Genomic DNA, 12677 nt, shown 5'->3' with positions numbered 1-12677 from the left:
AATAGATTTTTTTCATCTTGCACTCAAAATAATTTTTATGGCAAATTATGGTTTGATTGGCAGACTTCAGGCGCAGCCCGGCAAAGGCAATGAGCTGGCTGAAATTCTGCTGGAGGCATCGCGTTTAATGGAAAACGCAGCGGGGTGTAAACAATATATGGTGGCTCTACTGGAAGATGATGCTGACGCAGTTCAGATAATTGAGGTTTGGGATTCCAGAGAGGATCATGATAATTCGCTGGCATACCCGGGAGTAAAGGAACTTATTGGGAGAGCGATGCCATTATTAAGTGGTTCGCCCAAAACGGGAATTCATTTGAGTGTGTTAGGAGGTCACGGGTTGAATAAGTAATGAGTTCGGGTAATCAATTAGTTTGTCGGATTGAAAAAGACGTTACAACCGCAGAAGCGGATATGTATGGAAGACTGCGTGCGGGAGCACTCATAAATTTGCTGATTCAGGCGGCAATACGGTCGGCTGATGAGCTGGGTTTCGGCCTGTCTTACCTGCGGAAAAAAGAATTATTCTGGGTGCTCAGCAGGCTGAGTGTGGAAATCAGATCTCCTTTTCACTGGCGGGACACTGTTATCATCGATACCTGGCCAAGGGATATTGACGGGTTGGTCTATCTGCGGGATTTCGAAGCACGGGATAAGGACGGCAATATCCTCGTTGTGGGTTCGTCGGCATGGCTGGCGATTGACAAAAACCGGAAACGACCCACTCTACTGAGTGATGATGCAAACAAAATTTTTACACGGTTGAAAAGTAAACTGGCAGGCCCCTCGGTGATCGAGAAACTTTCACCGACTACGCTTACCACCGATTATCAGCGGACCATAATCCCGAACTATTTTGATTTTGATTTGAATGGTCATGTTACAACCACGCGCTATATCGATTGGATCATGGATTCTTATTCGGTCGATTTTCATGCAGCACACAGGGTAGCACGAATTGATATGAACTTTCTGCAGGAGATTTTGCCAGGCGATCGTATTGAGCTCAATAAAGTCATGCGTGATTCCGAACATTTGATTGAAGGGATTCTGGTACATAGTGGCAAGCCTTCTTTTCGCGCCAGAATAATTTTTAAAAAGGCGAATAAATAATCACCTCAATACATCGCTTTTTGGAAAGATGCATCTAACTTCGTGCTTATTTTTTAAGTCATGGAGCTAACCCAAATTAAGCAGTCACTCTACGAAGAGTGCATCGCATACGTAAATCGTCGCATCGATACTATTCAGCAGGCTATCATGTCTGCCAAGGAAGCGGCAGATGAGGAGACTAAGAACAGTACCGGTGATAAATATGAAACCGGGCGAGCGATGATGCAGATCGAGATTGAGAATCAGGTGGTGCAGCTCAAGGAAGCACAGCGGTTATTCGATGACATACGCATGATCCGTCCGGCCAAACATACAGATGATGCCCAGGCCGGAAGCCTGGTCATCACCAATCTTGGAAATTACTATCTGGCCATCGGTGCCGGCAAAATCACCGTAGATGAGAAAGACTACTTTGCAGTTGCTCTTTCATCACCTGTGGGTCAGCTGCTGATGGGGAAGAAGTCGGGCGACCAGTTTGAGCTCAATGGACGAAAGTTTGAAATCCAATCGGTCATTTAAAGCTTCGATCAAGCCGAAAGCGAATTCCTTCTTCCGCCCTGCCCATATTCCTGAATCCGGTTTTGATCAAAACCCGTTGAGAGGCCAATCCGTCTGGCAGCGTATCAGCAATGATGGATCGTACCTGGTTGTTTTGGAACGCAAAGTCTGTCATGGCGCCTAGTCCCTCAGTCGCAAAGCCAAGATTTTCATAACGTTTATCAATGTAGTAGCCAATCATTACAACACCCTGTTCATCGGGCGGACCGGCAAATCCAATACCGCCAACACACGTGTTCTGCAGTATCATCCACCAATGGGTACAGAATTCAAAATATTCCGGATTTCTGTCAATCATTCTGCAAATATGTGGGTAAGCATTGTCCAACTCTTTGCGGAAAGATTCCCCGGCGGAGATTTTCAGGTCGGTATCTGATAAGCCAAGTTGCTTCAGTACTTCAGAACGGTCCTGTTTTTCCAGAAGCAATAATTGATCTTTGGTTAGCGGGATTATCCGTAACCGTTGAGTTACCAGCTGTTTCATTTTGGAAAAGTTTCAGTTAATTAATCGTTTCTGCATGTGCATTTACGATCAAACTTTTCCAGGCATTTTAATGATGATTTTCAGAGGCAAATATTTTCCGTCAATATATAAAAATACTTGCAGTAAAGTAAAAAGTAGTATCTTGAAATGAACCAAATTTCGATTGTATGAAGTTCTTTCGTGCCCCATTATTTTATATCATCATTGCATTGCTGCTAAGTTGCGAGCAAGGCATTGATGAGACATCCTTTGCTGAGATTGAGATCAATTATGGTGATGATCTTGCTGTTCCGGCCGGTTTTGATGGCCGCCTCCTCATTATTTTTGCTGCAAACACCGATAGTGAGCCCCGGTTCCAGGTGAGGGATGATGTAAAGACGGCTCAGATATTTGGTATAGATGTGAATGACTGGCACCCGGGAGAACCGGTGAGGCTGGATGATAATGCATATGGATACCCCGTGGAGAAATTCAGTGATTTTCCTTCCGGAACCTATTCGGTTCAGGCGGTGCTTCATAAATATGACACGTTTAACCTTGCTCCGGGCAAAACGGTTTTACTGCCCATGGACCAGGGAGAGGGCCAGCACTGGAATCGGTCACCTAAAAACCTGTATAGTGTTCCAGTTTCAATTGATCTCACCGATAACCTGAAAGCAGGAATTACCCTGACAGAAGAAATTCCGGCCATTGAACCGGCCAGTGACAGTGAGTACATCAAACATGTTCGCCTGAAATCTGAGATGCTTACGGAATTCTGGGGCAGGGATATGTACCTTCAGGCCAACGTATTGGTTCCGCATGATTATGATCCTTCCGGGAATACACGGTATCCTGTGATGATATTTCACGGTCATTTTCCCTATACGATTGGCGGTTTCAGAACCGAACCACCGACAGCTGATCCCAATGATAATGTCTATAATGAGCGCTTCGGCATCACAGGCTATGAATATATTCAGCAGAAAGAAGCCTATGACTTTTATCAACGATGGGTTAGTCCGGATTTCCCAAGGTTCATTGTTCTGGAGATCCAGCATCAGAATCCATATTATGATGACAGCTATGCTGTTAACTCAGCGAACCTCGGACCATACGGCGACGCCATCACATATGAATTGCTTCCTCATGTTGAAAAGATGTACAATGGTGTTGGGGAAGGCTGGGGCCGATTCCTCTATGGAGGTTCCACAGGTGGCTGGGAAGCACTGGCGGTACAGGTCATGTATCCTGACGAGTATAATGGTTGTTTTGCGGCCTGTCCGGATCCCATTGATTTTCGGGCTTATACCGTGGTGAATATTTATGAGGATGACAATGCCTACTACCAGGAGGGAGAATTTATGAAGATTGCACGACCTGGTCACAGGGACAATAAAGGTCATGTAAGCACAACCATCGCAAGAGCGAACCAGCGTGAGCTGGCGCTCGGCAGCAACAGCCGTTCCGGTGACCAGTGGGATATCTGGCAGGCTGTCTATTCGCCGATGGGAGAAGATGGCTACCCGAAACCCATCTGGGACAAGATTACCGGAAAGATTGATCATGAGGTTGCGGAATACTGGAAGGAAAACTATGACCTGCGGTTCATTATGGAACGGGACTGGGAAGAGAAGGGGGAAAAATGGAAAGGTAAAATCCATATCTATTGCGGCGACATGGATAATTATTACCTCAATAATGCCGTGGTGCTTACCGAGCAGTTTCTGGAAAGTACCACTAACCCGTATTACGCTGGTGAAGTGGATTACGGTGACGGACAGGAGCATTGCTGGAATGGAGACCAGGAAAACCCCAATTACATCAGCCGGCTTCGGTATAATACCATGTATCTTCCAAAGATCAGGGAGCGCTTAAAGGCGACCGCACCCTCCGGCAATCGCCTTGCGAACTGGGGTTTTTAGGGATTATTATATTTTCTTCATAAGGCGTCAACAATTATATTTGGCGGCATTTATTAATTGATTTATATGAAGTCATTGCTTGCGGGTATATTTATTTTATGCCCCCTTTATGGATTTTGTCAGGGATCTGTTTGGCTGGATAAGGATTTGAATCAAATAGATGATTCGACAAACGCCGAATACTTTTATAATCCTGATCGGGTTGAACAATATTCGATGGGGGAGGATATCGTTTCGGTTTATTACATTAATTATGTTTCCGGGCAGCTCTATAAGACTGCTGGTTACAAGAAAAAGTTTAGGGGTACACGAGAGGGGAAGGAGCAGACATGGGATTCCGCTGGTCAGCTAATTTCGGAGGGAAATTATCACGACGGTTCAAAAGTTGGATTATGGAAGGAGTGGTATGCTGATGGTTCTCCGAAATCTGAAATTGAATGGGTAGAAGAGGATCACTTAATCATGCAATTTTATGATAGCGCCGGTCTGCATTCCGTTGTAGACGGGGATGGATTGTACTATTATAATACCAAGGAAATAACACACAACGGGCAGGTTAAAGGAGGCAAGAAAGATCAGGTCTGGACAGGATTCGAAGAAGGAAGAAAGGTCTATGAAGAATCCTATGAGGATGGCGAATTCATACATGGTAAATCCTTTCTGGAGGATGGGTCGGAAATCAGGTATACAGTGCTAATTAAATCGACGGAGTACAAAGCAGGGAAGGAAAATTTGTATGATATGATTCGCCGGAATATGGTATATCCTGAATATTCCATGTCCATGGGAGATCAGGGCAAAGTCTATGTTGAATTTACGATTGACAAGGACGGAACTCCGCAGGATTTAAGAGTTGTGAGAGGTATTTCACCCGAACTTGACAAGGAAGCACTCAGGGTTCTCGGAAAGATGGGCATGTGGAATCCGGCACTGCATCGGGGAATTCCGGTAAGTCAGAAGGTGATAATCCCCATTGTTTTCATGCTTGAATGATCTGATTCCCTTAAAATTCATGCCACCCCAAACCCCTTATTGTGGGGAAGATATCAGTTATCCCGGACAACTGAAACACCTCATTCTTAAATTAAAAAGGACCTTCCAATTTGGCAGGTCCTTTGTCTTTATTCCCCGAATAATTTATTTGGCATAGGATACAGATCTCATTTCACGGATTACCGTAACCTTGATCTGTCCCGGATACTGCATATCCTTTTCAATTTTTTGTGAGATTTCGAAGGAAAGCTGACCGGCCCGTTCGTCGGATACATTATCTGCATCGACCATCACTCTTAGCTCACGGCCTGCCTGAATCGCATAACATTTGTGTACACCATCAAAGCTGATTGCGAGGGCTTCCAGTTCTTTCAGTCGTTTGATATAACTTTCCATCACCTCGCGCCGAGCTCCCGGACGGGCACCCGAAATAGCATCACAAGCCTGTACAATGGGAGAAATCAACGAGGTCATTTCAATCTCATCGTGGTGAGCTCCGATGGCATTGCAAACCACGGGGTGTTCCTTGTACTTCTGTGCCAGCTCCATGCCCAGTATGGCGTGGGGTTTTTCAGGCTCTTCATGCCACACCTTGCCAATGTCATGCAGCAGTCCGGCACGTTTTGCCTGTTTTGGATTAAGACCCAGTTCAGAAGCCATCGTGGCACAAAGGTTGGCGACTTCCCGGGAGTGCTGAAGTAAATTCTGTCCGTATGACGACCTGAACCGCATGCGGCCTACCATCTTTATCAGTTCAGGGTGGAGGCCATGGATGCCCAGATCGATAACAGTACGCTCACCGATCTCTACGATTTCCTCCTCTATGTTCTTTGTTGTTTTTGCCACAATCTCCTCGATCCTGGCAGGGTGAATTCTGCCATCCTGTACCAGTCGGTGTAACGACAGACGGGCTATCTCCCTTCTCACCGGATCAAACCCGGAAATAATTATTGCTTCGGGTGTATCGTCCACAATAATTTCTACGCCGGTAGCGGCCTCGAGAGCACGAATGTTTCGGCCTTCACGCCCAATGATTTTCCCCTTGATATCATCACTTTCAATATTGAAAATAGACACACAGTTTTCTATCGCATGTTCAGTCGCTGTTCGCTGAATTGTTTCCAGAACGATCTTTTTGGCATCTTTGGTTGCGGTCAATTTCGCTTCCTCCAGAATATCCTTAATAGTGGAAGAGGCCTTAGTCCGCGCTTCGTCCTGCAGGGATTCCATCAATTTTTCTCGTGCTTCGTCTGCTGTGAGATTTGAGATTTTCTCCAGCATACTGATTTTTTGCTGGTTGAACTTTTCTATCTCAGCCTTCTTCAGGTTGATGACTTCAATCTGACTGTTGAGCTGTTCTTTGAGTTCATCGACTTCCGCTCGCCCTGTTTTTAATTTTTCAAACTCTTTGCTCAGGTGCTGATCTTTTTGCTTCAGCTTATTTTCATTCGTTATGAGCAGTTGCTTTTTTCGGGAAACCTCTTCTTCAAACTCACTTTTAAGCTTGAGGAATTTTTCCTTTGCTTCCAGTATTCGGTCCTTCTTAATATTCTCTGCTGCAATTTCTGCTTCCCTGATGATTGTCCGACCTTTTTCTTCAATCTCCAGTTCCTTCTCCCTATTGGCCTTTCCTTTGAGCGCACGGCCTACAAGGATGCCAATCACCAGAAATATCACTCCGGTGACGATCATATATAGTATATCCATCATGTTGTTAGGTTTAGAAAACGGCCCCGGCCGGGTACGTTTTACCTGGCTGTACCTGCAACGATACAGAATGCGGGATTATACATCCGCTAAAAGGAAGGAAAGTATGTTGTACCCGTCAGAGTGCCTGACTGATACGGTTATTCAGATCATTAATTTTTTCCAGAACGCTTTCATCTGCCCCGTAACTCTTTTCTTCAGCTTCCATCTTTTCTATCAGGCAATCAAAAGCAACCATGGATAATAGATCCTGTTTATCATCGATACCAAAGCGCTCGCGGTAATTACGCAATCTTTCATTGATACTTTTTCCAGCTTTGCGAACACGCTCCTCATCTTCGGGTCTCACCTTCATTGGATATTCCCGGTCCGCAATTTTTATTTTTATTGAAAGTTCGTCCATACGCGTTAACTAATATGCGCAATGCATTTATCGATCTCTTTTATATATTCATCAATCTTTCTTTTCAGCTCAGAAGTATCTTGCCCTTCTGTATCTATGCTATTTACAATCTTACTAATTTTAAACTTATTTTGAAAGCCGGTTATTTGCTCATCCCGTTGCTTCAATTCTTCTCTCAGACCTTCATTTTCGGCCTGTACACCGGCCAGTTCCGAACGAAGTTTTTTGTGTTCATTTAGTAAAAGGGATACCTTTCTTTCCAGCGAAGAAAATTCATTTCGAAGCAGATCGTTATTCATTTTATTTTCGTATTAGAGCATTTAATTCGGTTTCAAAAGCACTCATCAACCTGTTCATTGTTTTATCGATAACCTTGTCATCCAGTGTACGGTTTCTGTCCTGTAATGTGAAGGTAAGTGCGTAGGCCTTTTTGCCCGATTCAATTTTGTCGCCTTCATACACATCAAACATCCGAACGTCCTTCAGAATTTTAGATTCATTTTTAAGGGCCAGCATTCTGATATCTTCGAATGTTATATTCTTACTGATTACCAGTGATAAATCCCTCCGTACCTCAGGGAATTTGGCAACTTCTTTGAATATAATACTATTATTTGAAATTCTGATAACCTGATCCCAATCAATATCGGCAAAATAAACATTCTGCCGAATTCCAAACTTTCGCGAAAGCTTTGAATCAACCATCCCTAAACGCGCGATTTCCCTTTTACCCACCCTTAGTGAAAGTGTATATGAGAATCGGGGATCACTTACGACTTCCTGTTGAAGCGAAGCATTGAGGATCCTGCTCAGGATAAGGTGCACTACCCCGGAGAGGTCATGGAAATGTACATCCCGGTCGGTCTTCTGCCAGTTTTCTTCCAGGAATTTGCCCGAAAAAATTAACCCAAGGCGTTGACGTTCTGTATATTTATCATCGTGTTTGGAGTACTCCTTGCCAAATTCAAAAAGCCTGAGTTCTGTTTGCTTATGGCTGATATTATACTGGGCCACTTCCAGCATGCTGAAGAGCAGTGATTGACGCATTACCCCCAGGTCTTCGCTGAGTTTATTTAAAATTTCAACGCTTTCTTCAGGGTTTGAAACGCCATAATCGGCTGAATAAGCAGGTTTTGTCAGCGAATTTGTAATGATTTCAAAAAAGCCGTTTGAAACCAGTAAATCACTAATGGTTCGTTGCAGCTTGTCCGGACTTTTCTCATCGAACTCAGCCAGGAAATCGCTGGACAAGCTTTCCGGAAGAGGAACCTGGTTAAATCCATAAATGCGCAAGACTTCCTCAATAATGTCTGCCTCGCGTGTCACATCAACCCGATAAGGTGGAACAACGGCGCGAAAGCCATCATCCGTGAGGTCGGTCATTTGGATATCCAGGCGCTTCAGGATTGTTTCGACCGTAGGAGTGGGTACAGGAATACCAATAAGCCGGTCGATATGAGCATAACTTACCTCAATAATTTTCGGCTCAATCTTCTGCGGATAAATATCGATGATCTCAGAGGCAATGGTTGCTCCTGCAATTTCCTGCATCAACAAAGCAGCGCGTTTTAATGCATAAACCGTAATTTCCGGATCAGTGCCTCGCTCATATCTAAAGGAAGCGTCTGTCTTCAACTTATGATATTGTGCGGTCTTTCGAATATAATCAGGGGAGAAATAGGCACTTTCAAGAAAGACTCGCCTGGTAGATTCCTTTACCCCGGAACCTGTCCCGCCGAAAACACCTGCTATACACATTCCACTGTTTCCGCCGTCGCAGATCATCAGATCACCTGCTGCCAGCTTTCTTTCCTTCTCATCAAGCGTGGTAAAAGTAGTGCCCTCAGGCAATGTCTGAACGATCACTTTTTGACCGCTGATTTTATCGGCATCAAAGGCATGCATCGGCTGTCCTGTTTCATGCAAGACAAAATTGGTGATATCAACAATGTTATTGATTGGGGCCAGGCCGATGGAACGCAATCTGTTCTGAAGCCATTCAGGAGAGGGACCAACGGTTATGTTTTCGAGGGTGAGGCCGGAATACCTCGGACATGCCTCAGTATTCAGGACTTCAACGGAAACGGGTGTACCGGAAATATTGTCGGGAAACGCACTTACGTCAGGCCACAGAACTTCCTTGTGCAACACGGCTTTAAGATCACGGGCCACCCCGATATGGGACGCAGCATCAGCTCTGTTAGGCGTAAGGCCGATTTCGATTATATGATCATCCTGAAGGTTAAAATAATTGGCTGCTGGTGTACCATTGTCCAGGTCTGTTGAAAGCACCATAATGCCGTCATGACTCTCTCCCAATCCGATCTCATCCTCGGCACAGATCATGCCTGCCGAAGCCACTCCCCGAATCTTTGCTTTACGGATTTCAAATGCCTCACCATCTTTGGGATATAGCATTGTCCCTACGGTAGCGACTACAACCTTTTGTCCTGCATCTACATTGGGGGCGCCACACACAATCTGTACGGGCTCATCAGCCCCAATATCCACCATTGTCACTTTTAGCCTGTCGGCATTCTCATGGGGTTCGCATTGTAGAACTTCACCGATCACAAGCCCCTGCATTCCGCCTCTTACCGCTTCAATTGTTTCAATGGATTCAACTTCAAGACCTGTGTCTGTAAGCCGTTCACCTATTTTTTCCGGGGATTCATCCAGTTCGATATATTCCTTAAGCCAGTTAAGGGAAATTTTCATATCCTGAGTACTTGATTAATCCAACAAAACTACATAATTCCGCCACTTCTGGGATGCATACTCCTGAATTTTCAGTGATAGTTCTTCTCACCGGCCCTGATGGCACCCTTTAATAGATTTTGAGGAGGAGGGAGAGGACAGGAATAGCTGTCTACATAGGCGCAATACGGATTATACGCTTTGTTGAAATCAAGGATGATCGTGGCAGATCCGCCATGTTCCACATCGAGGTATCGTCCGGCTCCGTAAGTATCATCGCCGCTGGTGGCATCTCCGAACGGAATGAAAAGTTTTTCTTCATCAATGTTCTCCAGGATCAGTAACCGTTCGCTGTTGCCATCCAGGTTAAATTCGGCATACCCGTAGCTGAGGTATTCCTCTTTCTTACCATCGTTTGTGCCCAGCGGTACGATATCACGTTTTTCAACTGGAGTGAATCGCGCCGCGATACGATACGTGAGATCTGGTTCATAATATTTCAATGAATCCAGTGATACCCCCGCCGTAATGAAAGGGGATTCTTCCGAAAACCGCATAAACCGATCGGTGTCTTCGCGGGATTCCATAATTTCCTCCCGATAATTCGCCGGGTTGATTCCGCCCATGAAATTGTACAGAATTGAAAGTACTATCACCAATAATGCACCGCCATAGATCCATTTCTTCATGTTGCGTTCATTTTTATTTAAAGCATTTGCTCATCAGCAAAGCTAAGATAACGCTCACTATTCAAAATCAGATGATCCAGTAAAGGTATTTCAAGGAGTCTGCCTGCTTTCACCAATTTCTGCGTTAGCTGAAGGTCCGACTGACTGGGCTTTAAATGTTCACTGGGATGATTATGGGCAACGATTACTGCGCTGGCTAAATGATCCACTGCTGTTTTAAATATAATTCTGGGATCTACCACTGTTCCGGAAATTCCCCCCTTGCTGATTTGCTGTTTTAGGATCAGCCGATGATTCCTGTTCAAAAGTAAGATCCAGAATTCTTCGTGGCTCAGGTCCTGCAGATCCCGGCGTATGAGCGCATAGGCATCTCCGGAAGACTGAATGCCCGGACGGTCTGCAGAGGTGCATACATCACGACGGCGACCAAGTTCTATGGCCGACACCAAATTTATTGCCCGTGTTTCACCAATGCCTTCAAGCTTTCTTAAATCTCCCACCGATAAACGGGCGAGCTGCTTCAGGTCGTAATCTACCCGCCGGAGTAGCTGGCGGGCAGTTTGGTCCGGATCACTCCCCGAGCCAATTAATAATGTTAATAATTCAGTATCCGAAAGATGTGCCGTGCCGAATTCAAGTAATTTCTGACGGGCACGATGAATAAGGGGAGACTTGACCGTAATTTTCATGCTGCAACAAAAAAACCGCGACGGTCATAAACAAAAAAAGCACTGCCATCAGCAGTGCTTTTTTAAAGGTATGGTCAGTCAATTAAAGACTGTTCACAAGCTTGGTGAGCTTCGACTTGTTATTCGCAGCCTTATTCTTGTGTATAATGTTTTTCTTTGCCAAACGGTCCAGCATGCTGGTGACCTTCTTCAGCAATTCCTGAGCCTCTCCCTTATCGGAAGTACCACGCAGCCTTTTAATGAAAGTTCTGGTGGTTTTGTGCTGATACCGGTTTCTTAATCTTTTCGCGTTGTTAGAACGGATTCTTTTTAACGCCGACTTGTGATTTGCCATATTCTGATCTTATTCTTCTACCCGTTTTTTAATTGAGTGTGCAAAGATAGGTTGAAAATATTTATTTCCAAAAGGAAATGTATAATTATAAGTTGTCCGCCGCGTACCCCATATTCAGGTCTATGAATCAGTTTTACAGGGGCTTTTTGGTGTTTCTGGCAATTCAGTGTGTATTTGGTGCAAACGCAATGAGGCAGGCTGACTGGGGGTTCTTTGGTCATAAAACCATTAATCGCCTCGCTGTTTTCGCATTACCGGAAGAAATGTATCCGTTTTTCCGTTTCCATATCCAGGAGCTATCCCTCCTTTCCGTAAAGCCTGATCAACGGCGCTATGTGGTAAAAGAAGAAGGGGAACGACACTTTATTGATATTGACGCCTACCCGGACAGCATTCTGCAGGCCTGGCAGGAAGACCCTTTCTATGCCGATTCCCTTCCTCAACAATGGTTGCACGATCACGGGGCATTGCCCCGACAGGTTCTTATTCATAAAAGACTTCTGACGACAGCCATGCTGAAAGGGGAATCAGCTTCCGTTTTACGCCTTGCTGCCGAATTAGGTCATTATATTGGTGATGCTCACGTGCCACTCCATACCACTCAAAACTATGACGGGCAGCTTACCGGACAACGCGGGATCCATGGTTTGTGGGAATCGAGGCTACCTGAACTGCACCTGGCACAGTATGAATTGTTTACTGACAAAGCACGCTACCTCGAGAACCCCGGTGAGGCAATCTGGAAGGCAATTTTTGAAAGTAATGCAGCGGTAGATTCCGTGCTGGCAGTTGAGCAGGAACTGGCACGGGCTGTTGATCAACAGATCATGAGTCATGACATCCGCAGGCTGCAGACAATGCGACAGTATTCCACTGAGTTTGCAGATGCCTATGAAAAGGCAATGAACGGAATGGTTGAGCGTCGTATGCGGGCATCAATTCAACTCACAGCTGATTTTTGGTATACATGCTGGGTAGATGCCGGGATGCCCGTAATGGCAAATGAAGAATTGATCAATCCGGGGCATATGATGGATGAATGGGATGATTCGCTCCGGGTTATCACTCCGAGAAATGTTCTTCACCATTGAATAAGTTATTGTGTA

General features: G+C 45.1%; 14 protein-coding genes. 6 read left to right on the top strand and 8 right to left on the bottom strand.

The window, feature by feature from the left end; genetic code table 11:
• Positions 1-37 precede the first annotated feature (37 nt).
• From LDX50_RS23915 to LDX50_RS23905, 3 genes are read left to right on the top strand one after another with little or no spacing between them, the layout of a single operon-like run.
• Positions 38-352, top strand: coding sequence for a putative quinol monooxygenase (locus tag LDX50_RS23915; protein ID WP_225698805.1), 315 nt, complete (start codon positions 38-40; stop codon positions 350-352).
• Positions 352-1113, top strand: a complete 762-nt coding sequence (locus LDX50_RS23910; RefSeq protein ID WP_225698804.1) for an acyl-[acyl-carrier-protein] thioesterase — start codon at positions 352-354, stop codon at positions 1111-1113. The genes LDX50_RS23915 and LDX50_RS23910 overlap by 1 nt, the downstream gene beginning before the upstream one ends.
• A 60-nt stretch (positions 1114-1173) precedes the next feature.
• Complete coding sequence (locus LDX50_RS23905) at positions 1174-1632, top strand: GreA/GreB family elongation factor (RefSeq protein WP_225698803.1); 459 nt, start codon at positions 1174-1176, stop codon at positions 1630-1632.
• On the opposite strand, the gene LDX50_RS23900 is transcribed toward LDX50_RS23905, so the two are convergent.
• Positions 1625-2155 (bottom strand): GNAT family N-acetyltransferase, encoded by a 531-nt coding sequence (locus tag LDX50_RS23900; protein WP_225698802.1) that lies wholly within the window; start codon positions 2153-2155, stop codon positions 1625-1627. The two genes, LDX50_RS23905 and LDX50_RS23900, sit on opposite strands and share 8 nt — an antisense overlap.
• A gap of 167 nt (positions 2156-2322) precedes the next feature.
• Here LDX50_RS23900 and LDX50_RS23895 point away from each other — a divergent pair, with 167 nt between their 5' ends.
• Together LDX50_RS23895 and LDX50_RS23890 are read left to right on the top strand one after the other, a co-directional pair.
• Positions 2323-4059: an alpha/beta hydrolase-fold protein gene (locus LDX50_RS23895; protein WP_225698801.1), complete on the top strand. Its 1737-nt coding sequence runs from the start codon at positions 2323-2325 to the stop codon at positions 4057-4059.
• A gap of 66 nt (positions 4060-4125) precedes the next feature.
• Positions 4126-5052 (top strand): energy transducer TonB, encoded by a 927-nt coding sequence (locus tag LDX50_RS23890; RefSeq protein ID WP_225698800.1) that lies wholly within the window; start codon positions 4126-4128, stop codon positions 5050-5052.
• Between the two features lie 144 nt (positions 5053-5196).
• Here LDX50_RS23890 and rny read toward each other — a convergent pair whose 3' ends face one another.
• The 7 genes from rny to rpsT form a co-directional block, all read right to left on the bottom strand.
• Positions 5197-6762 carry a ribonuclease Y gene (gene rny, locus LDX50_RS23885; protein ID WP_225698799.1) on the bottom strand — a complete coding sequence of 522 codons (1566 nt, stop codon included), beginning with the start codon at positions 6760-6762 and terminating at the stop codon, positions 5197-5199.
• A 115-nt stretch (positions 6763-6877) separates the two neighbouring features.
• Entirely contained in the window at positions 6878-7162 is a 285-nt protein-coding gene (locus LDX50_RS23880) for a cell division protein ZapA (RefSeq protein ID WP_225698798.1), read from the bottom strand.
• A 5-nt stretch (positions 7163-7167) separates the two neighbouring features.
• Entirely contained in the window at positions 7168-7461 is a 294-nt protein-coding gene (locus tag LDX50_RS23875; protein ID WP_225698797.1) for a hypothetical protein, read from the bottom strand.
• 1 nt (position 7462) lies between these two features.
• Entirely contained in the window at positions 7463-9880 is a 2418-nt protein-coding gene (pheT, locus tag LDX50_RS23870) for a phenylalanine--tRNA ligase subunit beta (protein WP_225698796.1), read from the bottom strand.
• A 71-nt stretch (positions 9881-9951) separates the two neighbouring features.
• Positions 9952-10548, bottom strand: coding sequence for a DUF1684 domain-containing protein (locus LDX50_RS23865; protein ID WP_225698795.1), 597 nt, complete (start codon positions 10546-10548; stop codon positions 9952-9954).
• A 17-nt stretch (positions 10549-10565) separates the two neighbouring features.
• Positions 10566-11237, bottom strand: a complete 672-nt coding sequence (gene radC / locus LDX50_RS23860) for a RadC family protein (RefSeq protein WP_225698794.1) — start codon at positions 11235-11237, stop codon at positions 10566-10568.
• An 82-nt stretch (positions 11238-11319) separates the two neighbouring features.
• Positions 11320-11571 carry a 30S ribosomal protein S20 gene (gene rpsT, locus LDX50_RS23855; RefSeq protein WP_225698793.1) on the bottom strand — a complete coding sequence of 84 codons (252 nt, stop codon included), beginning with the start codon at positions 11569-11571 and terminating at the stop codon, positions 11320-11322.
• A gap of 122 nt (positions 11572-11693) precedes the next feature.
• Between rpsT and LDX50_RS23850 the strand changes: the two genes are divergently transcribed.
• Positions 11694-12662 carry a zinc dependent phospholipase C family protein gene (locus tag LDX50_RS23850; protein ID WP_225698792.1) on the top strand — a complete coding sequence of 323 codons (969 nt, stop codon included), beginning with the start codon at positions 11694-11696 and terminating at the stop codon, positions 12660-12662.
• Positions 12663-12677 lie beyond the last annotated feature (15 nt).

It is taken from the genome of Fulvivirga sedimenti (genome assembly GCF_020328055.1).
Note: the sequence above shows the minus strand (reverse complement) of the source record. Positions and strands in the feature narration are given on the sequence as shown.

Coding starts and splice junctions, on each gene's coding strand:
- LDX50_RS23915 (WP_225698805.1), top strand. CDS start 38: ATGGCAAATTATGGTTTGATTGGCAGACTTCAGGCGCAGCCCGGCAAA.
- LDX50_RS23910 (WP_225698804.1), top strand. CDS start 352: ATGAGTTCGGGTAATCAATTAGTTTGTCGGATTGAAAAAGACGTTACA.
- LDX50_RS23905 (WP_225698803.1), top strand. CDS start 1,174: ATGGAGCTAACCCAAATTAAGCAGTCACTCTACGAAGAGTGCATCGCA.
- LDX50_RS23900 (WP_225698802.1), bottom strand. CDS start 2,155: ATGAAACAGCTGGTAACTCAACGGTTACGGATAATCCCGCTAACCAAA.
- LDX50_RS23895 (WP_225698801.1), top strand. CDS start 2,323: ATGAAGTTCTTTCGTGCCCCATTATTTTATATCATCATTGCATTGCTG.
- LDX50_RS23890 (WP_225698800.1), top strand. CDS start 4,126: ATGAAGTCATTGCTTGCGGGTATATTTATTTTATGCCCCCTTTATGGA.
- rny (WP_225698799.1), bottom strand. CDS start 6,762: ATGATGGATATACTATATATGATCGTCACCGGAGTGATATTTCTGGTG.
- LDX50_RS23880 (WP_225698798.1), bottom strand. CDS start 7,162: ATGGACGAACTTTCAATAAAAATAAAAATTGCGGACCGGGAATATCCA.
- LDX50_RS23875 (WP_225698797.1), bottom strand. CDS start 7,461: ATGAATAACGATCTGCTTCGAAATGAATTTTCTTCGCTGGAAAGAAAG.
- pheT (WP_225698796.1), bottom strand. CDS start 9,880: ATGAAAATTTCCCTTAACTGGCTTAAGGAATATATCGAACTGGATGAA.
- LDX50_RS23865 (WP_225698795.1), bottom strand. CDS start 10,548: ATGAAGAAATGGATCTATGGCGGTGCATTATTGGTGATAGTACTTTCA.
- radC (WP_225698794.1), bottom strand. CDS start 11,237: ATGAAAATTACGGTCAAGTCTCCCCTTATTCATCGTGCCCGTCAGAAA.
- rpsT (WP_225698793.1), bottom strand. CDS start 11,571: ATGGCAAATCACAAGTCGGCGTTAAAAAGAATCCGTTCTAACAACGCG.
- LDX50_RS23850 (WP_225698792.1), top strand. CDS start 11,694: ATGAATCAGTTTTACAGGGGCTTTTTGGTGTTTCTGGCAATTCAGTGT.